Annotated in this window: 20 protein-coding genes and 1 pseudogene; 15 read left to right on the top strand and 6 right to left on the bottom strand. The window is 37.1% G+C overall.

The features are described from left to right. The 3 genes and pseudogenes from CZ487_RS26840 to CZ487_RS00400 all read left to right on the top strand — a co-directional run. The coding region (locus tag CZ487_RS26840; RefSeq protein ID WP_419865698.1) for a hypothetical protein at window positions 1–212 on the top strand (212 nt) is incomplete at its 5' end. 462 nt (window positions 213–674) lie between these two features. Continuing rightward, window positions 675–1,131 (top strand): annotated as a pseudogene (locus CZ487_RS00395) (SRPBCC family protein). Between the two features lie 675 nt (window positions 1,132–1,806). Next, window positions 1,807–3,096 (top strand): replication initiation protein, encoded by a 1,290-nt coding sequence (locus CZ487_RS00400; RefSeq protein ID WP_077210379.1) that lies wholly within the window; start codon window positions 1,807–1,809, stop codon window positions 3,094–3,096. Between the two features lie 111 nt (window positions 3,097–3,207). On the opposite strand, the gene CZ487_RS00405 is transcribed toward CZ487_RS00400, so the two are convergent. Further along, complete coding sequence (locus CZ487_RS00405; RefSeq protein WP_077210380.1) at window positions 3,208–5,181, bottom strand: sigma-54-dependent Fis family transcriptional regulator; 1,974 nt, start codon at window positions 5,179–5,181, stop codon at window positions 3,208–3,210. Between the two features lie 330 nt (window positions 5,182–5,511). On the opposite strand from CZ487_RS00405, the gene CZ487_RS00410 reads away from it, so the two are divergent. From CZ487_RS00410 to CZ487_RS00445, 8 genes are all read left to right on the top strand, one after another. Further along, window positions 5,512–6,600 carry an LLM class flavin-dependent oxidoreductase gene (locus tag CZ487_RS00410; RefSeq protein WP_077210381.1) on the top strand — a complete coding sequence of 363 codons (1,089 nt, stop codon included), beginning with the start codon at window positions 5,512–5,514 and terminating at the stop codon, window positions 6,598–6,600. 105 nt (window positions 6,601–6,705) lie between these two features. Next, a complete protein-coding gene (locus CZ487_RS00415; RefSeq protein ID WP_077210382.1) occupies window positions 6,706–7,755 on the top strand; it encodes a 2,3-butanediol dehydrogenase in 1,050 nt (349 codons plus the stop codon). Window positions 7,756–7,842: 87 nt separating this feature from the next. Continuing rightward, window positions 7,843–8,619 (top strand): acetoin reductase, encoded by a 777-nt coding sequence (locus tag CZ487_RS00420; protein WP_077210383.1) that lies wholly within the window; start codon window positions 7,843–7,845, stop codon window positions 8,617–8,619. Between the two features lie 64 nt (window positions 8,620–8,683). Then, window positions 8,684–10,105, top strand: coding sequence for an aldehyde dehydrogenase family protein (locus CZ487_RS00425; protein ID WP_077210384.1), 1,422 nt, complete (start codon window positions 8,684–8,686; stop codon window positions 10,103–10,105). A gap of 51 nt (window positions 10,106–10,156) precedes the next feature. Beyond that, on the top strand, window positions 10,157–10,465 hold the full coding sequence (locus CZ487_RS00430; RefSeq protein WP_077210385.1) for a hypothetical protein: 309 nt from the start codon (window positions 10,157–10,159) through the stop codon (window positions 10,463–10,465). Between the two features lie 34 nt (window positions 10,466–10,499). Next, window positions 10,500–10,997, top strand: coding sequence for a flavin reductase family protein (locus CZ487_RS00435; protein ID WP_237562771.1), 498 nt, complete (start codon window positions 10,500–10,502; stop codon window positions 10,995–10,997). A 161-nt stretch (window positions 10,998–11,158) separates the two neighbouring features. Next, window positions 11,159–11,572: a riboflavin kinase gene (locus tag CZ487_RS00440; protein WP_077210386.1), complete on the top strand. Its 414-nt coding sequence runs from the start codon at window positions 11,159–11,161 to the stop codon at window positions 11,570–11,572. A 719-nt stretch (window positions 11,573–12,291) separates the two neighbouring features. After that, entirely contained in the window at window positions 12,292–13,266 is a 975-nt protein-coding gene (locus tag CZ487_RS00445; protein WP_077210387.1) for a helix-turn-helix domain-containing protein, read from the top strand. A 683-nt stretch (window positions 13,267–13,949) separates the two neighbouring features. Here the strand turns inward: CZ487_RS00445 and CZ487_RS00450 are convergent. Continuing rightward, the gene (locus CZ487_RS00450; protein WP_077210388.1) at window positions 13,950–14,132 is read right to left on the bottom strand and encodes a hypothetical protein; all 183 of its coding nucleotides are present in this window, start codon (window positions 14,130–14,132) and stop codon (window positions 13,950–13,952) included. 329 nt (window positions 14,133–14,461) lie between these two features. Here CZ487_RS00450 and CZ487_RS00455 point away from each other — a divergent pair, with 329 nt between their 5' ends. Next, on the top strand, window positions 14,462–15,355 hold the full coding sequence (locus CZ487_RS00455) for an Abi family protein (protein WP_077210389.1): 894 nt from the start codon (window positions 14,462–14,464) through the stop codon (window positions 15,353–15,355). 52 nt (window positions 15,356–15,407) lie between these two features. On the opposite strand, the gene CZ487_RS00460 is transcribed toward CZ487_RS00455, so the two are convergent. After that, window positions 15,408–16,322, bottom strand: a complete 915-nt coding sequence (locus CZ487_RS00460) for a tyrosine-type recombinase/integrase (protein ID WP_077210390.1) — start codon at window positions 16,320–16,322, stop codon at window positions 15,408–15,410. Window positions 16,323–16,722: 400 nt separating this feature from the next. Between CZ487_RS00460 and CZ487_RS00465 the strand changes: the two genes are divergently transcribed. The 3 genes from CZ487_RS00465 to CZ487_RS00475 all read left to right on the top strand — a co-directional run bounded on the left by CZ487_RS00465 (window position 16,723) and on the right by CZ487_RS00475 (window position 19,260). Continuing rightward, window positions 16,723–17,661, top strand: coding sequence for a hypothetical protein (locus CZ487_RS00465; RefSeq protein WP_077210391.1), 939 nt, complete (start codon window positions 16,723–16,725; stop codon window positions 17,659–17,661). Between the two features lie 9 nt (window positions 17,662–17,670). Next, window positions 17,671–18,300, top strand: a complete 630-nt coding sequence (locus tag CZ487_RS00470) for a hypothetical protein (protein ID WP_077210392.1) — start codon at window positions 17,671–17,673, stop codon at window positions 18,298–18,300. 237 nt (window positions 18,301–18,537) lie between these two features. Next, the gene (locus CZ487_RS00475) at window positions 18,538–19,260 is read left to right on the top strand and encodes a M48 family metallopeptidase (protein ID WP_077210393.1); all 723 of its coding nucleotides are present in this window, start codon (window positions 18,538–18,540) and stop codon (window positions 19,258–19,260) included. A gap of 47 nt (window positions 19,261–19,307) precedes the next feature. On the opposite strand, the gene CZ487_RS00480 is transcribed toward CZ487_RS00475, so the two are convergent. The 3 genes from CZ487_RS00480 to CZ487_RS00490 all read right to left on the bottom strand — a co-directional run bounded on the left by CZ487_RS00480 (window position 19,308) and on the right by CZ487_RS00490 (window position 24,017). Beyond that, complete coding sequence (locus CZ487_RS00480) at window positions 19,308–19,634, bottom strand: AbrB/MazE/SpoVT family DNA-binding domain-containing protein (RefSeq protein WP_237562772.1); 327 nt, start codon at window positions 19,632–19,634, stop codon at window positions 19,308–19,310. Between the two features lie 373 nt (window positions 19,635–20,007). Next, window positions 20,008–20,820 carry a DUF3800 domain-containing protein gene (locus CZ487_RS00485; RefSeq protein ID WP_077210395.1) on the bottom strand — a complete coding sequence of 271 codons (813 nt, stop codon included), beginning with the start codon at window positions 20,818–20,820 and terminating at the stop codon, window positions 20,008–20,010. Window positions 20,821–21,080: 260 nt separating this feature from the next. After that, window positions 21,081–24,017: a type I restriction endonuclease subunit R gene (locus tag CZ487_RS00490; RefSeq protein ID WP_077210396.1), complete on the bottom strand. Its 2,937-nt coding sequence runs from the start codon at window positions 24,015–24,017 to the stop codon at window positions 21,081–21,083. Window positions 24,018–24,021: the final 4 nt, after the last annotated feature.

A 24,021-nucleotide genomic window follows, 5' to 3' on the forward strand; every position in this document is an offset into this window, starting at 1 on the left:
AAAAACCGCCATTTTGGTTTGTAGATGAGGAATCGATTAATGAGATTCAAAAGCTCAGGAAGTTAGATCCAGAGCAGGCAAAACAAAGATATGAGAGGATCAAAAGTGAATTATATAAAGCCCTTGAACTGAAAGAACCTGAACAATTAACGCTTGAAGAATCCGACATTAAAAAGAGAGAGTTATTCGAACGGTTGAGTAAATATAATTAATAATTATTTTCGCGAAAACCTCCTTGTGACGTTATATCTTAAAAACGTAGAAGGAGGTTTTTTTATGAGGGATGACCTTGTATAAATACTAATTTTTATTCATGTTTGAATTTTTATGTTTACTGTATTAAAGGGGCAGGATATTTAATTCATAGATTAGGACTATGGGGAGGTTCGAATCAATCGAGATTGTTTTTCGTTATTCTATTTTGTGTAATTGGAGGTTTTTTAATATCATTAACTATCGACCAAATGGGAATTACTGGTCATATCATTATTAAAATTATAGGATTGGGCTGTTTTGGTTTTTCTTGTGTTATTGCCAGAGGATGGAAAGGAAAAAATAATCAGTCATCTTAAATAGACAGGTGCGATTGTCCAATAGGGCAGTTTCTAGTTTACTAACGGAGTAGAAGAGGTGAAGAAGGGACATAAAAAACGTTCTTTCAAAGGAGAATGCAAATGCCTATTATTAAGCATAAGCAATTTATACAAGCACCAGTGATTGTATGCTTTGACCTTGCGAGAAACGTAGATATACATACTAAAACTACTGCTAAAACCAAGGAAAAAGCTGTGGGTGGGGTTACACAGGGGTTATTAGAGGAGGGCGATACTGTTACATGGGAAGCTACTCACTTTGGTATTAAACAAAGGCTGACGGCAAAAGTAACTTATATGGAAAAGCCTACTGTGTTTGTTGATATTATGGTAAAAGGGGCTTTTAGTTCTTTTACTCATATACATCAATTTCTAGAAGAAAAAGGTGGAACTCTAATGATTGATACGTTTGAGTATAAGTCACCTTTTGGTCCAATTGGTATGATTACCGACAAATTGTTTTTAGAAAAGTATATGACAGACTTTATAAAAGTCTCGTGCAAAAGAACTAAAAAAGATTGCAGAAAATGCAAAATAGTTTTTAGCTTTCAGCTTTAACACAACAAGGACTAAAGTATATGACCACAAAATATGCAAAGGACTAATTTTTATTTTATGATTTCTGAAAAATTAAATTAATTATTCTAAGAAACAACACCATCTTGTTTTGTTGTTTTATACATGTTTTATTGTTTTAACATTGTTTTAATTGTTTTATTGTTTTAGGGACCTTTCGAACCCTTGATACATAAGGGTTTTTTGGTATTAACTATCACAAATTTCACGTTAACTATCACTTTTTTAACGTGAAGTATCACAAATTTCACGTTTACCATCACAAATATAACGCTAAGTATCACAAATTTCACGTCTAACTATCACATTTATAACGTTAAACATCACAAATTTCACGTGAAGTATCACAAAAATAACGTGACGATCACAAATTTCACGCTTCTTTCTTGAATGGAATTTTATCAGAAAGGTAACCTAAAAGATTTCCATAAAAATGGGAGGATTTCTTCGAAAATGATCGAATTATAACGAAAAAATCGGATCCTATTTTTTAAACATCACAAATTTCACGTTAGTAAGAAAGCTAAGTTAGTTATGTATCACAAATTTCACGTCAAATTTGTGGTTGAAATTAACCATCACATAAAGTAAATTTAGTGATAGTAAGGTGAACGTTTAATCTAAAGGGGATTCTGTGATGGCCAAAAGAGTAGACGAATTGATAAGTTCTGAGATTTATGAAATCGATATGAAGGATTGGATAACAAAATCCAATACGATTATTGAGTCAAGATATAAGTTATCCCTGCAAGAACAACGAATTTTGCTGATCACAGCGAGTAAGGTTCAACCTAGCGACGAGGATTTTAAACAATATAAATTTCGCGTCCGGGACTTAATCGATCGAATTGGTGCCGGAAATCAAACGAGCATGTATACATACATAAAAGAAGTCATTAAAGGCTTGCAAAGCAAAACCATTGAATATAAAAAAGGCAATCGCACGTATGTGGCTAACTGGCTGGTCACATCCATTTATGAGGAAACAGAAGGGACCATTATTTTAAAACTAAATCCGGACCTCAAGGAATTTTTTCTACAGCTGAAAGAAAGATTCACTACCTATCAGCTCGAAAATGTCATCCAGCTCAATTCTGTATACTCGATCCGCATTTATGAACTGCTGAAACAATATGAGTCTATCAAGAAAAGGAATTTTCCTCTAGAAGAATTGCGAGAGAAGTTAGGGATTGAAAAAACGAAATATAAGCAGTACGGTCATTTTAAAAAGAGAGTGTTAACGGTCGCACAGGAGGAAGTCGCTGAGAAAACGGATATCCAGTTTACTTTTGAAGAGGTGAAACAAGGCCGGAAAGTGGTCGGTATCGTGTTTCAGATTAAAGGGAAAGTGGGTAATGCCGCGTCAAATCAGGCGGTAATCGAGAAAGAAGAGGACAAGCCCGGGCAGCTTGATTTTGGCCAAGACTTTGAAAAAGAAGAGCTGCGACACCGACTGAAGCAGTTAAAAGTGGGTGCCAGTAAAGTTCAATATCTCTTTGACCATTATCCGTTAGACCAGATTAAGAGAAATGTAGAGTATTGTGAAAATAATGCGGGCAGGGTTAAGTCTATTGGCGGTTACACGTATAAAGCGATTACGACAGACTATGCCTTGTCTGAAGTCGAACTGCCTTCTCCTGTCCATTCTGACGATCCTGAGGATAAGACGATCCTATTCCATTTGTCGGGGTACTGGAGAAAATCGAATGAACAGCTTCCGTATTGGTTTGTCGATGAGAAGTCGATCGAAGAAATTCAGAAGCAGCTCAACGTGGACAGTGAACACGCTCAGGAGAAATACCTCCAAATCAAGGGAGAGCTATATAAAGCGTTAGATATCCAAGCGCCGCATAGAAATGTAGAGACTCCGGATGAAAGTGCTAAAAAGAGGAAAGAGCTTGAGGAACGGTTGAGTAAGTATAAATAAGATGGTTCTGTTTGATGTTATGAAAGCCATAAGATTATAAAGTAGAAAAAGCAAACAAGGGAAAATCCTCTGTTTGCTTTTTCTTTCAGAACATGTCTCAGTTTGAAACAATTAATTAATCACCTTATTTACATTTATTTGATATTTATCGATCTTTCGATATAACGTAGCCCTCGAAATATTTAATGCTTTCGCCACATTGGATAAATGTCCATGATGGTGACGAAGAGCTTGTAAGATAGCGTTTCGTTCCATTTCGCTAATAGACAATGGTGCGGCTGGTCCCGTTACTGCTATTTCCCTTTCTTCTTCTTTTTCCTTTACTTGATCACCTAGGATCAACCGGACATCTTCGGGAGTAATATTCCCTTGATTCGCTAACACGACTAATCGATATACACTATTTTCAAGCTCTCTAACATTCCCTTTCCATGGATAACTTGCCATCAAATTCAGTGCTTCTTTTGTAAAGGTTACATTTTTTCCTTCTTTTCGGTTATATGTAACGGCAAAATACCTGACTAGGCGGATAACATCATCTTTACCTCTTTCCCGTAAGGAAGGCAGATTCAAACTTAATATATTTAAGCGAAAATAAAGATCTTCACGGAATGTTTTATTTTTTATCGCCTCTTTTAAATCGACATTGGTAGCAGCGATGACCCGAACATTGATCGGAATAGGCTTCTGAGCGCCCAATCGGCAAATCTCTTTTTCTTGCAATACTCGTAATAAATAAACTTGATGCTCGAGGGATAACTCTCCAACTTCATCAAGAAAAATCGTTCCTCCGTCTGCTAGTTCGAATTTTCCTTTTTGTCCGCCTTTTTTTGCTCCTGAAAAGGCACCAGCCTCGTATCCGAATAATTCGCTGCCAATCAACTCTTTTGGGATCGCTCCACAGTTGACAGAAACAAAGGGCATGTTCGACCGGTTGCTGGCCTCATGTATCGCCTTTGCAAACATTTCCTTCCCCGTACCAGTTTCGCCGAGAATGAGCAAAGTGGCATCACTAGATGCTACTCTCTTAGCCGTATCGACAGCTGATTGAAACGATTTGCTACGGCCGATTAATTCATCAAATGTGGTTGTTCTTTGTATTTTAGGATCCTGAGCAGCCTTTAATGGCGTTGGCAGCAATCTCATCATCCATCCTTGAAATACACTGTTGTGAAAAATACGATTGATTATAATCCGCACCTCATAATCATTCCGTAATGTACTGTAAAAATCCGCTTCATCCTCAGTCATATTTAAATAGAAATCTAGGTTATCAATTCCTAATGCTGAGGTTGAAATTCTATTCTCCTTTTTTCCGGAGTATCCTAATAAATGTGCAGCCTTTTCAGAGCAATGAACAACTACCTTATCAGTATTAATGATAAGGGCTGCCTCGCTTCCATGAAGAAAGCGATTTTGAAAATGGTCCAATAACGTATAATTTTGCTGCAAGTGAAAGTGGTCTAATTTGTTTTGAATCGCTTCCCGCATCGAGTCTAGTAAAGCAAATGACTGTGGTGTGACCATTTCAAATGGCCCTGTTATATCAATCGACCACTGCACTTCATTCGTGTTTCGATTAAAAATCGGCATGGCGATGCAGCTTACATCATGGAACATACTACAAAAATGTTCAGCACCAGCTACAAAAGCCGTTTTCTTCGTTTGGATCGAAAGATTAACCCCGTTTGTTCCGGTTTGTTCATTATGGATGCCGCCAGGCGCATTATTGATTTCCGATAAACGCTCGATAATGCGCTGATCTCCGTAGATTTTTAATAGAAGAGCATCTGCATTAAATAATTGAATGGATGTTCTGTCTAAATAACTATTAATACTTTTAACAAAGTCGGTCGCGTACTCAATAAAAAACTCATTACTGTTCATATACTGATCATATGTATGAAGATCGATTTCTACTTTGGGTCGAAACGGATTTGTGTTCTTTTGTTTGTGTGATTTCCAGGATTGCGCAATGATGGGGGGGATGTTGGAAGAGATAATATCTTTCTCCATAAAAAGCTCCCAAGACCGTCGTAATTCTAAAGGGTCTTTAGATTGAGGATTAAATTTCATAGATTTCATCAGCTATCCTCCTCATTTTAGAGTTTTTTTGTAAGCGCTTTAATAATGTGAGAGAGACGAGTTAGTTTTATTTCCATGTTGTTAATAATAATTTAAAAATTCTGTTTTTTCAATAAAAAGTACAAAAATGAGACAAGTATATCAGAACAAGACAATTGTCTCAAAATGAGACATTCGAGAAATTGAAATAAAACTCCTCTTTTTAGTGTTGAAAATAAAAAATTCCTGTTGTTTATAGTATTTTCTTTTGGATTAAATGGTTTGGCACACTACTTGCATTATATAGGTCATAAGATTTTATTCAATCATTATCCAAGGGGGAATTAAACTATGAAACTAGGAATTTTTATGATGCCGATACATCCACCAGAAAGAAGTCCATATGATGCAGCTGAATGGGATTTAGAAATGATTCGGTATGCAGATGAAATTGGGTGGAGTGAAGCGTGGATTGGAGAACACTTTACGTCAGAATGGGAGCCGGTTCCTGCACCAGATTTACTACTAGCTCAAGCGATTAAACAAACAAAACAAATTAAACTAGCAGCCGGTGCACACGTCCTACCTTATCACCATCCAGCTGAATTAGCACACCGTGTCGCCTTCCTTGATCATATGTCACAGGGAAGAATCATGTTCGGGATAGGTTCTGGGGGATTACCAAGTGATTACACACTATTTAATGTAGATGGAGCCAATGGCGAGAACCGAATCATGACTCAAGAGGCATTGGAAATCATTTTAAAATTATGGACAGAAAAAGAACCATTTGATTACAAAGGAAACTACTGGCATGTAACAAAAGAAGCGAAGGGTTCACTTACTGGTCCGCATCTATACCCTTATCAGCAGCCTCATCCACCTGTTGCGATCGGAGGCCTTACTCCAAATTCAGGAACGTTAAAAATTGCCGGTACAATGGGAATGCTTCCAATGAGTTTTGGATTAAATAATGAAACCATTCTCACTCATTGGACAGCCTACGAGGAAGGAGCAGCATCTACTGGAAAAGCTCCTAACCGTGAGCAATGGAGAGTCAATAAGGATGTATTTGTTGCTGATACGGATGAAGAGGCATATGAATGGTCATTAGGCTCTGCGATGGGAAGGTCTTATAAAGAATATACTCTTCCGTTGTTTGACAGCTTTAATATGCTTTCTAACTTTAAACACCGTTCTGACGTCCCTGATGAAGATGTAAACGTCGAGTATCTAGCAAAGAATGCTTGGATCGTCGGATCTCCAGATACAGTAGCGAAGAAGTTAGATGCTGTCTATGACCAGCTTGGCGGCTTTGGAACATTACTTGTAACCGGCTTTGATTACTCAGAACATCCAGATGTATGGAAAAAATCGATGAGACTATTGAAAGAAGAAGTACTGCCAAGAATGAAGCATAATCGTCAAAAAGTTTATTAAGAAACACATACCAAAAATCAAAATGATCCCCCTTAATAAGGGGGATTCATACTGAAATAGAGGATATTACGAAATTACGAGACTACTTACCAGGAGGGTATAACGATGAGAGCTGTAGTTTGGTACGGTAAAAAGGATGTTAGAGTTGAAAATCGTGAGATAAAAGAGCTGCAAGATCATGAGTTAAAAGTAAAAGTAGCATGGGCAGGGATTTGCGGAAGTGATCTGCATGAATATGACCATGGACCGATTTTTATTCCTGTAGAAGATCCTGATCCGATCACAGGAGGGCAGGCTCCTCTCATTTTAGGTCATGAGTTTTCTGGTGTTGTTGAAGAGATTGGTTCCAGTGTGAAAGATGTTAAGGTAGGAGATCGCATAGCTGTTTATCCAATCATTACAAAGGGATTGAAAGATTCCAAAGAAGACGTGTTCGATGGATTTAGCTGCCTTGGCTTGCACTTAGATGGTGGCTTTGCAGACTATGCCATTGTACCGGAAAAACATGCTTATAAATTGCCAGACTCTTTGTCATTAGAGGAAGGCGCATTAATGGAACCAGCTGCGGTGGCAGTACAAGCTGTAAAAGAAGCTGAGTTAACCATTGGAGATACCGTTGCAGTTTTTGGATCTGGCCCGATTGGATTATTAACGATTATGGCCGCCAAGGCAGCCGGTGCAACGAATATTATTGCGTTAGATATCTCTGAAACTAGACTTGATAAGGCTTCACAATTGGGAGCAACTCATATCATTAATTCTTCAAAAGTAAATCCGGTAGAGGAAATTAAAAGAATATGCCCTAATGGGGTCGATATTGCTTTTGAAGTGGCTGGTGTTGAGAGCACTTTCAAACAAGCGATTGAAGCCACGAAGATTAGAGGATTGGTGATGATTGTCTCAATTTTCTCAGGAAACATCAGCTGGAATCCAATGGATCTTACCAATGGTGGAGTAAAAGTGATGGCTACGTTAGCTTATGAACCATCAACCTTCCAGCAAACCATTGATTTAATCGCAAACGGCCAGTTAGAAGCGAAAAAGGTCATTACGGATCACATCGAGCTCGAGGATATTATTGAAAAAGGCTTTGAAGCGCTTATAAACGATAAATCACAAGCGAAAATCCTTGTGAAACTAAGTGGGGATAATTGATCCTGTAAAACGATATAAATAGACTTAGAGGCTATTTTTTAACCTAGTAATCTGTAAGAAGTTCCAAAACAAAGAGGAGGAATTGTGATGGAAAATCGTAAAGTAGCTGTTGTAACGGGTTCTGGACAAGGGATTGGCAAAGGAATTGCAGAAAGATTAGCGAATGATGGATTTGCATTGGTGATAAATGACTTGAATAAGGAATTAGCCGAATCAACTGCTCAAGAACTAAGAGATCAGGGACATGAAAGTTTTGCTGTCCAAGGGAATGTTAGTAACAGAGATGATCAGTTTTCTTTAGTACAGCAAACAGTAGAGAAATATGGACGTGTCGATGTTTTCGTGAACAATGCCGGTATTGCTCAGGTCGCCCCATTGCTTGAGGTAACAGAACAAGATTTAGAGTCCATTTTTAGAGTTAATGTGTTTGGTGTGATTTACGGTATTCAAGCTGCTGCAGAGCAAATGAAAAAGCAGGATGGGCGTGGAAAAATCATTAGTGCCTGCAGCATTGCTGGACATAAAGGATACAGCTTGCTAGGGGCTTATTGTGCAACGAAGTTTGCTGTGCGAGGAATAACACAAACGGCTGCGCAGGAGCTTGCTCAATTTAATATTAATGTCAATGCGTATTGCCCTGGTATTGTTGGTACGAAGATGTGGGATTTAGTAGATGCAAGAATGGCTGAGTATATGGGTCTTGAAATCGGAGAGGCCTTCAAGCAGTTCTCAGAAGGAATTACCCTTGGAAGACCATCAGAGCCTGCTGATGTCGCGAAATTCGTTTCTTACTTGGCTTCTTCTGATTCTGATTATATGACGGGACAGTCTGTTCTGATTGATGGTGGAGTAGATTTTACGTAATAGGTTGGAAAATTATCAAACACCAAAGATTTTAAACAAATTTTGTTTATAACGGAGGGATGATATGAGTACCATTACAAAGGATTTTAGGATGACGATTAATGGAAAGCTTGTTTCAACAGAGGATAAATCGCCAGTAATCAATCCCGCCGATGAAGAGGTCATTGCACAAGTACCAATCGCCACAAAGGCTGATTTAGATCATGCGGTTACTTCTGCAAATAGAGCTTACCGAAAGTGGTCAATGCTTTCAGTGAATGAAAGAGAAGAAAAGTTAGTAGCGTTTGCTGAGGCCCTACATCAGCATCGAGAAGAATTGGCAAAGCTTTTTACATTGGAAATGGGAAGACCTCTCAAACTGGCGTTAGTAGAAATAGATGGGGCAGTTGCGACTTGTAAAGCTCTTTCAAAGAAAAGGCTGCCACGAGAGATCGTTGAAGAAAAAGAAGATCACTACATCGAAAGAACCTATACTCCACTTGGAGTGGCAGGTTTAATTATTCCATGGAACTTTCCAGTCTCCATTGCTATTCGAAAAATTACTTCTGCGCTCATAGCAGGAAACACCGTTGTGGCAAAACCATCTCCATTTACACCCCTGACGCTGCTAAGGATTGGTGAAATTACAAAAGATATTTTCCTTCCAGGTGTTCTGAATGTGGTAACAGGTGAAAACGAATTAGGACAGTGGATGACATCACATCCTGATATTCATAAAATCAGCTTTACAGGGTCAACGGCAACCGGTAAAAAGGTGATGCAAAGTGCCTCCTTACATTTGAAGCGTGTCACCCTTGAACTAGGTGGAAATGATGCGGCCATCGTTATGGAAGATGCTAACCCGAAAGAAATCGTAGAGACGATTTTCTGGGCAGCGTTTCGCAATACAGCTCAAGTTTGCGTAGCAACGAAACGGCTCTATGTGCATGAAAAAATTTATGATGAATTTTTAACAGAGCTTGTGAGATTTTCGAAAACGATAAAGATTGGGAATGGCTTAAATCCAGAAAATGATCTTGGGCCGATTCAAAATAAAATGCAGTTTGAAAAGGTAAAAGAGTTAATACAAGTTACCAAACAATCGGGGGTAAAGATTGTTCTTGGAGGAGAGATCGAAGACAAACCAGGCTATTTTATTCCGGTTACCATTGTTGATAATCCACCAGAGGATTCGCGTGTGGTGGTAGATGAAGCGTTCGGTCCAGTGCTGCCGGTTCTAAAATACAGTAGCTATGAAGAGGTTATTGAACGCGCCAATCATACCAATTATGGACTTGGCGGCTCCGTTTGGGGAAAAGATCTTGAATTGGCAAAATCAATTGCTGAAAGGCTTGATACAGGTACTGTATGGATTAATGAGGCACAAGTACTATCTCCGGATGCACCATTTGGCGGACATAAAGAATCAGGAATGGGTGTTGAGAGCTCACTTGATGGAATAAAAGAATATACCAATTCGAAAACGATTATGATTAGGAAAAAATGAACTGGCCTTTTCTTGAAATTGTCATAATGTTAAGGGGGTTTATTTTTTGATATGCAAAGTCAAAGGTTTATTTCATTAGAACAAAATATAAACCTGCCTGATCGTTTATTTTCAGGATTTATTCAGGGAATGTACGGTATTAATAAAGGTGTCTATAACACAATCGATGTATGGTTTTACGAAAAGGGTATGGATAATTTGATCATGCGGAGAAAGACAATAGTAGACTTTCTTACGATCGTTATAGAGAGTGCTAGTCTCAATGAAAAGAGAGTTAAATTCGGAAATGGTGGGCTGTCAGAGAGACTGAATGATTATTGGGAAAGCAATGTTCAAAAAAAGATGTACATGGTTAAATAGGTGAACAAAATTTTTAAAAAAAGGAGGATGTCTTTTGGCTGAAATCACATCTAAATCTACTGTTTTTAAACAAATCATGAGTCAATATCCAACCGGAGTAACGATTGTCACGACAATGGATGATCAAGGAAACCCAGCTGGACTTACTGTTAATTCTTTTGCCTCTGTATCACTAGAACCACTTTTAGTCCTCTGGTCAATCGATAAGAAGGTGTCTTCGTTAAACCAATTCTTAGAGGCAGAGAAATTCGCCGTTCACACATTAGCTACTGATCAAGATGATGCGTGCTGGGCATTTGCAGGTAAAGAAGCAGATCGCTTTTCGAAAGTGAAATGGGAAGTCTCTAAAAATCAATTACCTATTATTAAAGATTCCTTAGGTACGCTTGAATGTAAAAAAGTGCAACAAATTGATGCAGGCGATCATTTTATCCTATTAGGCGAAGTGATTGATCTAAATGTTCAAGAGAAAGAGCCACTGCTCTTCTTCAACCGGAATATCGGGTCCATTCCAAAGAACTGGCCTAATTAATAAGCAGATACTATGACACTACCAATTTTAGATTTGCTAAAAAGACGCCTTAACATTGGTTCTGTTAAGGCGTTTCTTTCATGAATCTCTATATTTTCGCTTTGGGGTACAACTCGAGTTAAATGATAAAAGCACGTTTCTATCAATGGGGAGGTAAAACCATGAGTTCTTCCACTGTTCACGCAAATAACATAGTTATTGGCTCTGTTTCGGGCAGAGTAATGAAAGGAAATCAAATTGGCAGAACAATTGGCTTTCCAACCGCAAACTTGGACCTTTCGAACGCAGATACTCAGCTTGAACGAGGAGTGTACGGAGTCAAAGTGCAATATGACCATAAAGAATACATCGGAATGATGAGTGTAGGAGTAAGACCTACCTTTCATAAGGGAGAAACATCCTATCATTATGAAGTGCATATCTTTGATTTTGCTAAAGATATTTACGGAGAAAAGCTAGTTGTAGATATTTTGTTTTATATAAGGGACGAAGTTTCATTTCCAAGTGTTGAGCAGTTAATTGAACAAATTCAAAAAGATCAAAAAGAGACGTTAAAACGATTTGCAATTTCTTAATAACCATTTAGAGGAAGCAATAAGCCCTTGTATCAATGAGCTTATTGCTTTTTTGATGGCAAAATATAAGCAGTGTCCCCTTACTCGTTTTTTACTATGGAAAACTACTCGTATCATCTTCTATATTTACCACTTGTTATAGTAACGGGGGGGGGGGGAGATCCTGATGGTGAAGGAATCGTTTGTGAATAGTATTATATATTAAATATATCATTAACATATATGTCATTAATGACATTGTTTTTAATATAAACTAATATAACAATATTATTAATGTTTTATATAATATATTAGTTAGAAAACCTGTATTACCATGCAATTAAGCCTCACTAAAATCCTCGGAAAAAACCCTAAAAATACGGTTCATCATTGAAAATATAATTGTTCACAACCTGTTCAAATTTTTTAAAAGGAAGTATGTAAATATTGTCGAATTTTAGTAATCGGGTCTCTGTTTTATTATATTTATATATCTATTTTATTAGTTTTTATTCTTTGGAATGAATGGTTTATAGGTATTATGAATTATAAGACAAGAGCTTCTAGAGTTAGTGGATTTCTAAGAGTTCGATCATAGGTGGGAGAGGAGATTTGATAGCGCTTTATTGGTAATAGCAACTTAAGTTTTACGAAATCATAATCTATTCAGCTTTGCTTATCGTTAGTATCAAAACTTTGTTTTTCTACGATTCAACATTAAACATAAAGGGGTTATGTTAATGACTTACGTTCCGAAAACAGCTTATAAGCTGCAAAGTTTTTCTGATATAAAAGAATTGAATAAACACATGAACTTTCATTACGTACATATCAAGCATGTTTTAACAGAGTGTTTCGATAAAGTGTTTCATCTTTTAAAGAAATATAGCTGCAAGGTACCAGGAGTATGTTGGATCAAACAAGAAAAAATCGCTGATCTGCTTCATATTTCGATTAAAACCGTCGAACGCGCGATTAAATTTTTAAAAGAGAAAGAGATTTTAAAGATCCATCATACGAAAAGAGGAAATATAAATGCAAACGCTTATTATGTATTGCAGCCTTGCAGAAAGTTCCTTGAGGAGGAAATTGTTCTGGTAGAAGAAGCCATTGTCGGAACGAATGAGGTGCTACAAGCCTTAGAACCACAAGGATTTAGGGGTGAAGATATTCATCACAAACTCTTTAAAAGCTCTTTAGAAAACTCTTTAAAAAACTCTAAAATAAACTCTGATAAGCTCCATCTATCAAAGGTGCAAAACTTTATTAGTAAACATCAAGCTCGAATTGAAAAAAGACGGATTGACATTCAATGCATATGGGATGTTTATGATATGCAATTGATTATGAATGACAATGTCTTTTTAATCGTCTTAGACCGCGTCATTGATCAATATAAAACGAATTTTAGAAGCTGTCTGCAGCGAGCTTTGCTTAATGAATCAGAACAAGTTACTAATAGGCAGCCTCTTGTTGCGAAACCAATTAGGGAAGAAATGATTCCTAAATGGTTCTATCATGATGATAAACATGTAAAACCCGAAATGATTAGTGAACACAAGGAAACCTATCATGTCGGATTGAATGCAACGTATCCATCTTCTCATAATGAGGAGCCGCAGCACGTAAAAGAAAGGATGGAGGCTCAGGCGAATTATGAAGCTAAGAAAGCAGAATTAGAAGAAAGGTTGAAAAAGTATCGAAATCATAATTAGGGGAGGAGTTATGCAAACAAGCTCTAGAAACCCTTTCTTTATCCATTTAGTATTTGGGGGCATATTAGATGGAAAAGTAACTGCATCTGATAATACGAAAAAACACCTAGTTCATCTTGGAAGAGAATCAAAATTAGTGGAATGATGTTATACTCTCTCCCAGGATTCATTGCGATAGCCTTGGTACTGGCATTAAGTAAGATCCCGGCGTTATCGATGTTTGGTGATGGTATCAGCTGGTATTACCTTAGCCAATAGTGTTGCACCGCCAGATAAGGGCGAAGCCGCAGTATCTGCACTAAGGGTTTTTGATTAACGTTGGGGTTGGTACATTTGTGAAAGCTGCCAAGAAATGCAGCCGAAAAAATACTTAAAAAGGATTTACGTGATATAGGGGCAGCGCTAGGAAATACGATTTCTAATCACTACCCCTTATTGTTATAACGCTTGATCAGAATAATAAAGGTATTTATGCAACGTGACATACCGGTGTTTCAAGGTTTCTCCTTTGAATCGCAGCCATATCTCATTGTCTGCCATTACCCCATGCGTTTTTCGTACAATTAGGGATTTGAAATGCCATGTATACACCATTGTTCTAAAAAGAATAACTTTATAAGTAATTCGTCAGTTTGAGAATGAACCCCTGTATTTTATATTAACTCCAGTTACGAGGCGTAAAATTATCTATCGACTAACCCTTTAAATGCGTGGTCATGCTCTTTGATTACTTCGGTAAGAATGCCTGTGAATTCAGCATCTATGTCTTCTCCTTGAGCTAATTCTGCTTGTTTTAATAATTCAGGAAGTAATATTGTTCTTTTACTACTGCTGATATTTGTAACGTTTCTTTGGGGCTCTTTCATCTCATTTCACATCCCTAGTTATAATGATTATAGCGAGATACACAATATTATCAACGCTATAAAATCCAGATATACTCTATCTTCCATTATGCTGCTAACCTTCTACATGATTATTTATGTGGAGGTTATAATCATTCCATATGTGTATTCACTTGCCATAAAGAACTTTTTTCTGAAAGAAAAGCTAACACAAAAACTTGACTCAGTCGCTAATGGCGTCCCTTTTGACAAAAACTTTTAAAGGATATATTATAAAAGTAACAGAACCCACCACGCCTCTTAACAATGCGGACCAAGGTGGGTCATTTTATTTTAGGGAGAAAAGTTATATGGATCCTGAAAAAGACCATTCCAATGTAAAACCACCTAAAACATACAAAGAACAAGTAGAAATATATATAAGCAGAAAACTGCACGTAGAAGATTCAGAATATGCAGAGAAAACACTGCAGAGAATTAATTATTATCGACTGACTGCTTATGGATTGACTTTAAAAGACCCACTAAATCATGATGAATATATGAGTGATTCATCTTTTAATAAAATGCTTTCTTTATATGAGTTTGATAGAAAACTAAGGTTGCTGCTCTTAGGTGTATTAGAAACCATCGAGATCGCATTCAGGACTCATATCTCTTATGAAATTGCTCATAAATTTGGTCCACTAGGTTATCAAGATAAAGAGAATTTTAATAGCGAAAAATTCCACAGAGAATCCATGGAAGAACTTGATAATTTGATCAAGAAAAGTCGCAAAGGTGAGCTATTTATTGAACATCATTTCAGGAAGTATGAAGGGATTATTCCAGTTTGGGCAGCAATTGAAGTTACATCATTTGGTTTCATCTCCAAACTCTTTCGGAATCTAAATGAGGATGTAAAAAAACATATCGCTAAAGCTTATTACAATGTCCCTTATTATTACCTTGAAAGTTGGCTTCAGACATTATCAAATGTTCGGAATGTATGTGCTCATTATGGCCGATTATATAATAAGAAACTAACATTTAAACCACGCTTATTTAAAGAAGAGTTCAAGCAGTTTGATAACGAATTTATTTTTGCAGCAATTTATATTATGAAGAGATTATTAACAAGGACTGAGAGTCAACGCTTTATGACAGATTTAGAAGCACTAGTTCATGAATATGAAGATCCTATTGAATTCTCACATATTGGCTTTCCGTTAAATTGGAGAGAGCTTTTATCAAAGATAAATTAAGATAAAGGGAGTTTGTACTCCCTTTAATAACATCCTTTAACATTTTCTCGGCTTAAAACCTCGGCAGTGCATCCACCGCATCCGCCAAGTCACTATAAGAATCCTTCAAATATCTGCTCGTGGTAGCAATATTGCTATGGCCGGCTAATCTTCGAACCTTTTCAATATCATTATTCGTTGCTTTTAACATCCATTTGCAAAACGTATGGCGAAACATATGCGGAGTTAGCTTTTTCTTTGGCAAACTGTAGCCTTCAACCATCGTTTGAATGCCACGCACCGTAAATTTGGGAGAGCGTTGACTGTAAAAGACATAAGGTGAGTCCTCGACAAGCGGCTTCTTCTTCGCCATATCTGCACGGAACGCCAGCCAATCGTTGATTTCAGCCAGCAGTGTATTCGAAATCGGTACTGTCCGCACCTTCATCCCTTTTCCAACAACGCGAATTCGTTTCAACTCTAAATCAAGGTCTGTTAATTTCAAGTTGGAAAGCTCATCAACACGAAGGCCAGCATAGGTGAGTAAATAGATAATCGCCCGGTCCCGTCGGTACTTTTCTTCAGGGTTTACTCCTCTGCTTATGACGGGTTTCTTCCTTATTATATAGAGAAATTCTTCAAACTCATCTTCAGTGAGCCACATGATCTTTTCCGAATCGTCATCAGCCGACTTCAAGTCTTGAATATCCTGCATCGGATTATGCTGCAGGATTTGTTTCTTGGTCGCCCAATTGTAAAAGCTGCGCAACGCATTGAGCCTTCGATTAATCGTGGAAGTAGCTAGTGGTTTTAGATCAGTTGGATTTAACATCGATTGGACCCACTTCCGGATGTCAGCTGCCGTGACAAAGTCATTTGGCTGGATATTCGCCTCTTGGAAAAAGCTGTTTAAATCATTCCTGTATGAAATGATGGTATTTTTTGATTTCCCTTTGTCTTCTAAGTAATTAAAATAATTTGCTAGCACTCTGTCACCTCTTTCACTTATATGCTGAGTTAAACGACCTGTACCTGGTATCTGAATGATATGTAATTATTACATTATATGATGAGTATAACATGAGAAAAAGGGTTATGAACGTATATAATGTATATTATGTGATGAGTTTATGAACTCAGTCATTATTGTTTTATCTATAGGGGGGAACTGCTAAATAAAGTGGTTTCGCGTGAACTTGGCGAAAAACCAATTTTACAAAAAAGTATATCATTATTTTAATCGTAAATAACTATATAATTTCTTTCTAAAAGAAAAAGGGGGAACAAACAAAAAAACGAGGTGTTTTATATAAATCACTTGATTTTTCTCAATTTTCTTTATGTTAGTATATAAATATATACATACTATAGATAGGGGAATAAACTTAATGGAAACTAAAAAACTATATATTGCTAATTTCAATTGTACCTTTGGTAAAGACAACAAACCCATGCTAGAACACTTTCTAGATATTATACTACCCGCATTTCAGAAAGATTTAGTTAGAAAAGATGCTGGTAATCAATATCTCTTTGAGAAAGTGCATTTAATTATGTCTCAGGGTGAATTTATGCTTGCAGGACTACTAGTTAAGCGGACCCAATTAGAGATAAAATCACGCTATAAAGAAGGAGAAGGTCTTAAAAGAACTAATGAAAAAATCTTATCGGACCCATACTCATATTTTTTAATTTCTTTAAAAAATCATCGGATGACTCTAGTAAAGAACCAAAAGGGTAGCCCTGATATTAGGAGTTTTTCTGCTACGGCTCGGAATGTTTTATACCAGTACATAAAGGATCAAAATAATAAAATAGAAAAACCCGAGGATAAGCTTCCAAAACCTAACTTGAATGTGGTTCCGATACCATTTGAAGGTGAAATAGATAAGGCACTAAAAGATATAAGAAAGATTAATAAACTAACCTTACGGTTTTATCCTTTAAACGGTGATATTTCTCATAATAAGATGTTTAACGCTTTAAGGGATACTTTAATTGAGGTTGGAAGTAATACAGGGTTTACACAAATTAATACTCCAGAAAACCATAAAGAAGTGGCAAATCTTCTAAAAGAAACTAAAGGATTAGTAAAACCAACTTTATATGTTATTGATGGAAATGGCAATAAGAAAACACTTAGAGATGACTCTTTTACAGAATCGATGGATGTTTCATTAGATGAGGAAGAATCATTGGATGAAAATATAAACAGTATCGCTGGTAAAGTTACAAATAGAGAAGAATTTACTGAAACAAGTTCGGAAAATACTAAAATATATCAGAAGTTTTTCAGTAGTCTAATGAGTGTATTTAGCAATAAATAGGAGGTATTTATGCGTAATGATAAAAAGACCTTAGAAGAAAATGCTAAGAAAATTCTTGATGACGAAACCTCGATTCAAGTTCTTAAAAGTAGCCTTCAAACATCACGTTTTTCATACAAAAGATTAATTTTACTATTAATTATTTGGTTTTTGATGATGTGGCAGTCAGAAATAATTTTCTTGAATGGAAATATTATTGATAAGCTATTAATGTTAATAAACGCTGTGAATGTAATAATAATACCTATATTTGCACTAATAATTACGGGTTATTCAATATTTCAAGCAATAAGTACTGGTGAATCGCTGTACACGTTATTGACTAATACCCTTGAAGAAAGAAGTATGTTTCAGGTATATAATTTATTCTTCTTTTTAATATCCATACAATTTTTAGCAATTATCATAATGAACTTTATATTATTTGTAATCTTTACAAACATACCAGTTAGCTGGCAACTTCCTAATTTTGATCAGGAGGTGAATGAAAGAATAGCAAGTGGATTACTCTCATTATACATAGTAATAATAGTACACTCCTTAATTGAAGTTAAAAGTTTTATTTATAACTTGTACCAGATCTTTTCTACAAATGCAGTAGCTAAATCTATTCAGTATTTGAAGAATAAACAAGAATAGAATATAGCTATGAAAATAAGTTATGCCATTTTTAGCTTTTACTATTAAATTGTAAATTGCCTCTGGATAAAATCTAATTTTTCATTTCACTCCTACTTCCTCATTTTCATAGGGGAGGAGGATGTTTATTATTTAATGTGAGATCAACTTCCTCAATATACAAATTTACAGGTCATTAGGCGTTTGTTAAATCTCAAAATCACCTGCTATAATAATCCTCAGAAAGGAAGATGATCGATGTATTCTTTCCAATTTGGAAACCAAACGATACCGTACACTCTCTCTACTAGTCATCGTCGCAAAACGTTATCTATTTCAGTTGATCAGCATGGCGTAGCCGTCATATCTCCTTCTCATGTTGATAGGGAAAAAGTCGAAATGATTTTACATAATAAAGCTGTTTGGATCATCAAACAACTTTCTGATTTTGAGGAAATGAATAAGACCTTTACGGAACGTTCCTTTTTATCTGGAGAAAAACTTCCTTACTTAGGACGACATTATCGTTTGAAAGTGATGAAAAAGGATAGCGATGAAGCCATTTTTCGCTTTTATCAGGGGCGTTTTGTGGCAGAACTTCCAAAGGGGATTTCTGAAGAGGAACATCGGGATCTTCTCCTCCCTTTATACGTGGACTGGATTAAACAACGCGGGAACCAGTATGCCCAGGATCGCATCAAACGATTTACTCTCAAACTTCAAAAAGAACCCAATACCATTATCATAAAAGACCAGGGGCAGCGTTGGGGCAGTTGTACGCCATCTGGTAACATCCTATTGAACTGGCGTATTTTCTTAGCTCCTACCTCTATGATTGACTATGTACTGGCTCATGAATTAGTTCATTTAAAGCATATGAACCATTCCAAAGAATATTGGGAGACGTTAAGAATGCTGCTGCCTGACTATGAACAAAGAAAAGAATGGCTTAGACTTAACGGTGGCACCTTAAACGTATAAAAATAGCGAGAAGCCGATTTGGATTCTCGCTATTTTTTATATATTAGTCACACTTCCCCGAAAAGATCATCAACAGTAGTTTTCTTACCCTTGGTTAAAGTTTCAGATATTAACGATTCTACTGCATTCCCTATTTGTCCTTTACGCTGTCTGAATTCGGTCATCAATTCTTCTCCACTGTACCCCTCAGCAATAAGGTCAGCCAGAATCTCCTCCGAAAAGTCTTCAAAGCTTTCACGCATTGGCCTTAAGACTAGGTAATTTTTGTGTAATTCTAAGGTTACTTCATCCTTTAGATTTAAATAGTCATAATACTCTTTCGGAATGCTAATTTGTCTTTTACTCGAAACTGAAATACGTTTTAATCTGGGCATTTGGGTTCTCTCCAGTTCTTTTTTCATCTTAAAATTCTTACTCTACTTATCTAAAAAATAAGATGTCATACCTTGTAACATTATGGGTTGGTATAATGAAAAACTTAGTTTGGTTCAAAGAAAACAATGCTAAAGGAGGGAATTCAATATGGCTATAAGTAATGAAGATTTAGTTGAAATGGTAAAAAGACTGCCTGAGTCTGCAAAGAAATTTGCTTATGACTAGTAGCTAGCGTTGCTCACAAAAACCAAAGGAAGCTGCAAACAAACGAGCAAAGAAGATATATTCAGTGATTTTAACAGATAAAGATATCAATGACTTTCTCCATTTCCAAAATGTGTGAGACCCAAATAGGGGTCTGCATATGTTTACTTATTTTTCTAATATGATATTTGAGTTCATAAAGATATTAAGGTAGCCTTCAAAGCCAACTTCCAACAATTCGTGGGCATTCCCCCACTCAAAATATTTAATACTCTTTAAAAATTGATAAAAATTTGGTTCAGCTTCTAATAGCGAAATGATAAATTTATTTTTTTCTCGTACAGATCGTGTTGTTGGTTCGTCGTTTCGAATAATAGTCCTTACTATACCAAGTAAAATATCAGTAATTTCAATTCCTACTTCGGTTTTTTTAGGTAGATAATCGACTTCTGTAATCGTAAACCGTTCATCACGGTATATGGACTGTATATTCAATTGATGAAATAACTGATTTCTTAAATCATAGTTACTATTGTGATAGGTTGTGTCATCTTCAATAAAAATTTGTGTATCTAAATGAACATGTGAGCCATAACCTCTTAATAATCCGTAAATAATTCTTTCTGGGAACTTCATGAAAATGGTCTGATCAGCAATATCTGGATATGTATGTTTTAATTTCTTTGAGTTTAATTCAATCTTAGACTGATCGTAGGAGATAACATTCATCTTAAGAAGATGTTCATTTTGTAAAATAGTGCGTAATATCTTCCATATTTTCTTACGCTTTTGACTATCTCCATTGTAATCTGTCCAGTGTAGTTTAGAATTCCGAATAATTTCATTTAATTGTTGAATAGCTGGGGTGTTATAATATTGTGTGGGTATAAGGATTCCAGCCATTAAGTGAGGGCGTTCTTGATTCTTACCACTTTCATCAAAAAACACCTTTATAGAATGATTAGTGAAAGGTTGCTGCATAGTAGGACCTCTTTACAAATTAGTCAAATTCAGGCATAATTAGATTAAGAAATAAATAAATGGGTATAGTAATACATAACTTGTTGCGCCTAATAAATAGCGACACGTTATTTATTATTTGGTGGTTCTACTCACTACGCCATTAAATTAGTGGTGCGTAGCATCCATACCCCGAAAAGGACTAGAAACATTCTAGTCCTTTTTATTATATCAAACACCCGTTCCCACATCTACACTTAACATCGGTTACTCGCTATTTTTCATCCATATTGAACCTCTGCTAGGGCCATAAAATAACCAACTAACATCGAGGCATCTCCGAGAGACATCTTTTTCTTCAGCAACCTCACTTTTAAGTCCGCATTAAGCTTACGTTTAAAGTCATTTTTATGCTTCCAATCAGGAATCGGAGTGACGTGTTCCTCAATAAAATGATGAATCTCAACGGCCATTTCTTTTAACACATCGATCTCTCTTTGGCCTTCAAACATTTCCAGCAGCTTATTAAAATAGGGCTCTTCTTCTGGTTTTAAGCCCGTTTGTGTTTGCCCTTCGACTTTCGTCACTAGCTCTTCTCGAGCTGAATACAGCTTATCCAATAACTCATAGATATCCATTTGGCGGTCTTTAAATCGAGATAAAAGATCCTCTACTTTTTCCTTCAATGTAGTGTAAAAGACCTCATCCTCTTCCATCCTCACAGAAATTTCTCGTTTGATCGCATGCTCGATTTGAGCTGCCTTTGTTTCAGGCATTACATTTTTCTCTACTTCCTCTTTAAAAGAACCATATAAAATCGAAACAGGTTCCCTCACTTCGATGCCTTCCGATTGCAACCGGGTATAGATCAGATGACGAACTTTTTCTCCGCATTCAGAAATGTCCATGCCATCGTCAATGGAAAACTGCGATTTCGCCCTCTGACGAATCATTCCTAAGTGCTTGAGATCTGCTACAAACGGCTCTGCCTTCGGACTTGGCATCACCCGATCCATGCTTTCTGCGAAACGCTTAAAAGCAATTTCAAAATCAGCGCGGACATCTTCATCTGCCAGGCGTAAGATACACTCTTCTACTTGGTCTTTTTTTAAACCGTCAAAGAACCTCATCGCAGAACGATGCCGTTGCTCTAATCGAGGCAATTCTTCATCAATGGAATGAAGCGCACCCTTCACATCATTGGAACTGAATATCTCAAGTGCTTGATCCAAAAAGCGAGAAACGCCAAAATAATCGACAATCAGACCATACGTCTTATTGTCATCATAACGACGATTCGTCCTGGCAATTGCTTGTAATAAATTATGTTCCCGTAATGGTTTATCGAGGTACATCACCTGCTCAATCGGCGCATCAAACCCCGTCAGCAATTTATCACAAACAATCAGCATCGCTAGTTTATCGTCTGAAAAGGGCTTTTTGAAACGTTCAATGAGAATTTTTTCTTCTTCTTTCGTGATATGGAACTCACGAAGCTCTTTTTTATCATTATGCCGAGCAGAAAAGATCACGGCTGTTTCAAATTGACCGGCTGCGTATTGATCAATTAACTTCTTATATTTCACAGCTGCGGCTCTTGAGACAGCCACGACTTGTGCTTTATAGCCATTTACGAGAATATGAGTCTCAAAATGGCGGACAATATCAAGGGCGATTTCCTGCATACGCTCAGGAGCCGTTAAGATCAGCTCTTCATTGACGTATTTTTGCTTAATTTTCTCACGGGTGTCCTCATCATACTCAAAAAAGACACGATTGAAGATTTCATCTAATGAATCCCCCTTAACCTGGACATTCGGCAGCCGGGACTCATAGAAAATCTGAACTGTTGCGCCGTCCTCTACAGCTTGTTCAATCGTATATTTATCAATATAGGAGCCAAATTTCCCCGTGGTGGATCTCGTCTTTTTATCAATCGGTGTTCCTGTAAAACCGATAAAGGTCGCATTTGGCAGGGCTTTTCTCATATTCATTGCTAACCCTTTATATTGGGAACGGTGAGATTCATCCGTCATCACAATGATATTTTCAGCTTCGGATATAACTGGAAAGCTTTGAGTTCCTTCCTCGTCCTCAGCACCCTGAAATTTTTGAATTAAGGTCATGATTGTTGCGCCAGGACCTTTTCCTAATTGCCTTTTTAAATCGGCGACTGAAGTGGCTTGGGTTGGATTCGGAAACCCGCACTGTTGAAAGGTTTTAGTGATTTGATCATCCAAATCCTGACGATCCGTTACAATCACCAGCATTGGATTCTCCAGTTCGTCCACACGTCGCAGCTTCATCGAAAGATACACCATTGTTAACGACTTTCCTGACCCTTGTGTATGCCAGACCACCCCACCGCGACGAGAAGGCTTGTCCTCCTGAATGATGCGCTCAATCGCTTTATTCACAGCCCGGTACTGCTGATAGCGTGCCAGCTTTTTCACTTTTCCATCGTAGACGATGAAATTTCGCATTAAATCCATGACAGCTTCTTTGCGCAACATGCCTGCCACCAAAATATTTTGCGGTCGGTCACTTCCCACATCTTCAACGGTTAAGGGGTAAGGATCTTTCCAAAGACCGTAGTGCTGCGGTCTGGCAAAAATCGTTCCCACCCGTGCACGATCTCTACTTGTAACAATCAGCATCTGGTTGTACCAGAACAATTTTTCATGCGTTTCTTGATACCGATCAAATTGACGGACCCCTTCTGGCAGCTGTTGATCCCATTTTAAGCGAGGACTTTTACACTCAATCAACACAAGAGGCAATCCATTAATATACAAAACAATGTCCGGACGAATGGTTCCATTGGCATTCGTATATGAAATCTGATTCACTACTAAAAAATCGTTATGGTCGATATGATCAAAGTCGAATAACCGCACCGTTTGATTTTTCTTCCCTGCCCCAACGTCTTGAAGCACAGAGATCCCCTGCCCAAAAAGCCAGTCATATAGCGTCCGATTGGCATCCCATAGATCTTCTGCATGAAATGCCACTAACTGCTTGACCACTTTCTCAACATTCGCATCGCTAATCCATTCATTTAACCGTTTGATGACCTTGGCCAAACGCCCTTCTATAATAATGCTGCCTCGACCTTTTCTCTCGGTATCTAACTTAGATCCTTCTATGTAGGTATACCCGTATGCTTGTAATTGCTCGATGAAGGGTAATTCTACCTCTGTATATTCCAACGGTTTCATTCCC

This window comes from Robertmurraya dakarensis, from assembly GCF_900156875.1.
Taxonomy (GTDB): domain Bacteria; phylum Bacillota; class Bacilli; order Bacillales; family Cytobacillaceae; genus Robertmurraya; species Robertmurraya dakarensis.

What these genes read in the sequence shown, in the direction of transcription:
- CZ487_RS00490 (WP_077210396.1), bottom strand. Translation starts at nt 24,017, where the DNA reads ATGAAACCGTTGGAATATACAGAGGTAGAATTACCCTTCATCGAGCAA.
- CZ487_RS00455 (WP_077210389.1), top strand. Translation starts at nt 14,462, where the DNA reads ATGGATCCTGAAAAAGACCATTCCAATGTAAAACCACCTAAAACATAC.
- CZ487_RS00425 (WP_077210384.1), top strand. Translation starts at nt 8,684, where the DNA reads ATGAGTACCATTACAAAGGATTTTAGGATGACGATTAATGGAAAGCTT.
- CZ487_RS00475 (WP_077210393.1), top strand. Translation starts at nt 18,538, where the DNA reads ATGTATTCTTTCCAATTTGGAAACCAAACGATACCGTACACTCTCTCT.
- CZ487_RS00405 (WP_077210380.1), bottom strand. Translation starts at nt 5,181, where the DNA reads ATGAAATCTATGAAATTTAATCCTCAATCTAAAGACCCTTTAGAATTA.
- CZ487_RS00440 (WP_077210386.1), top strand. Translation starts at nt 11,159, where the DNA reads ATGAGTTCTTCCACTGTTCACGCAAATAACATAGTTATTGGCTCTGTT.
- CZ487_RS00420 (WP_077210383.1), top strand. Translation starts at nt 7,843, where the DNA reads ATGGAAAATCGTAAAGTAGCTGTTGTAACGGGTTCTGGACAAGGGATT.
- CZ487_RS00450 (WP_077210388.1), bottom strand. Translation starts at nt 14,132, where the DNA reads ATGAAAGAGCCCCAAAGAAACGTTACAAATATCAGCAGTAGTAAAAGA.
- CZ487_RS00445 (WP_077210387.1), top strand. Translation starts at nt 12,292, where the DNA reads ATGACTTACGTTCCGAAAACAGCTTATAAGCTGCAAAGTTTTTCTGAT.
- CZ487_RS00480 (WP_237562772.1), bottom strand. Translation starts at nt 19,634, where the DNA reads ATGCCCAGATTAAAACGTATTTCAGTTTCGAGTAAAAGACAAATTAGC.
- CZ487_RS00415 (WP_077210382.1), top strand. Translation starts at nt 6,706, where the DNA reads ATGAGAGCTGTAGTTTGGTACGGTAAAAAGGATGTTAGAGTTGAAAAT.
- CZ487_RS00465 (WP_077210391.1), top strand. Translation starts at nt 16,723, where the DNA reads ATGGAAACTAAAAAACTATATATTGCTAATTTCAATTGTACCTTTGGT.
- CZ487_RS00410 (WP_077210381.1), top strand. Translation starts at nt 5,512, where the DNA reads ATGAAACTAGGAATTTTTATGATGCCGATACATCCACCAGAAAGAAGT.
- CZ487_RS00400 (WP_077210379.1), top strand. Translation starts at nt 1,807, where the DNA reads ATGGCCAAAAGAGTAGACGAATTGATAAGTTCTGAGATTTATGAAATC.
- CZ487_RS00485 (WP_077210395.1), bottom strand. Translation starts at nt 20,820, where the DNA reads ATGCAGCAACCTTTCACTAATCATTCTATAAAGGTGTTTTTTGATGAA.
- CZ487_RS00470 (WP_077210392.1), top strand. Translation starts at nt 17,671, where the DNA reads ATGCGTAATGATAAAAAGACCTTAGAAGAAAATGCTAAGAAAATTCTT.
- CZ487_RS00430 (WP_077210385.1), top strand. Translation starts at nt 10,157, where the DNA reads ATGCAAAGTCAAAGGTTTATTTCATTAGAACAAAATATAAACCTGCCT.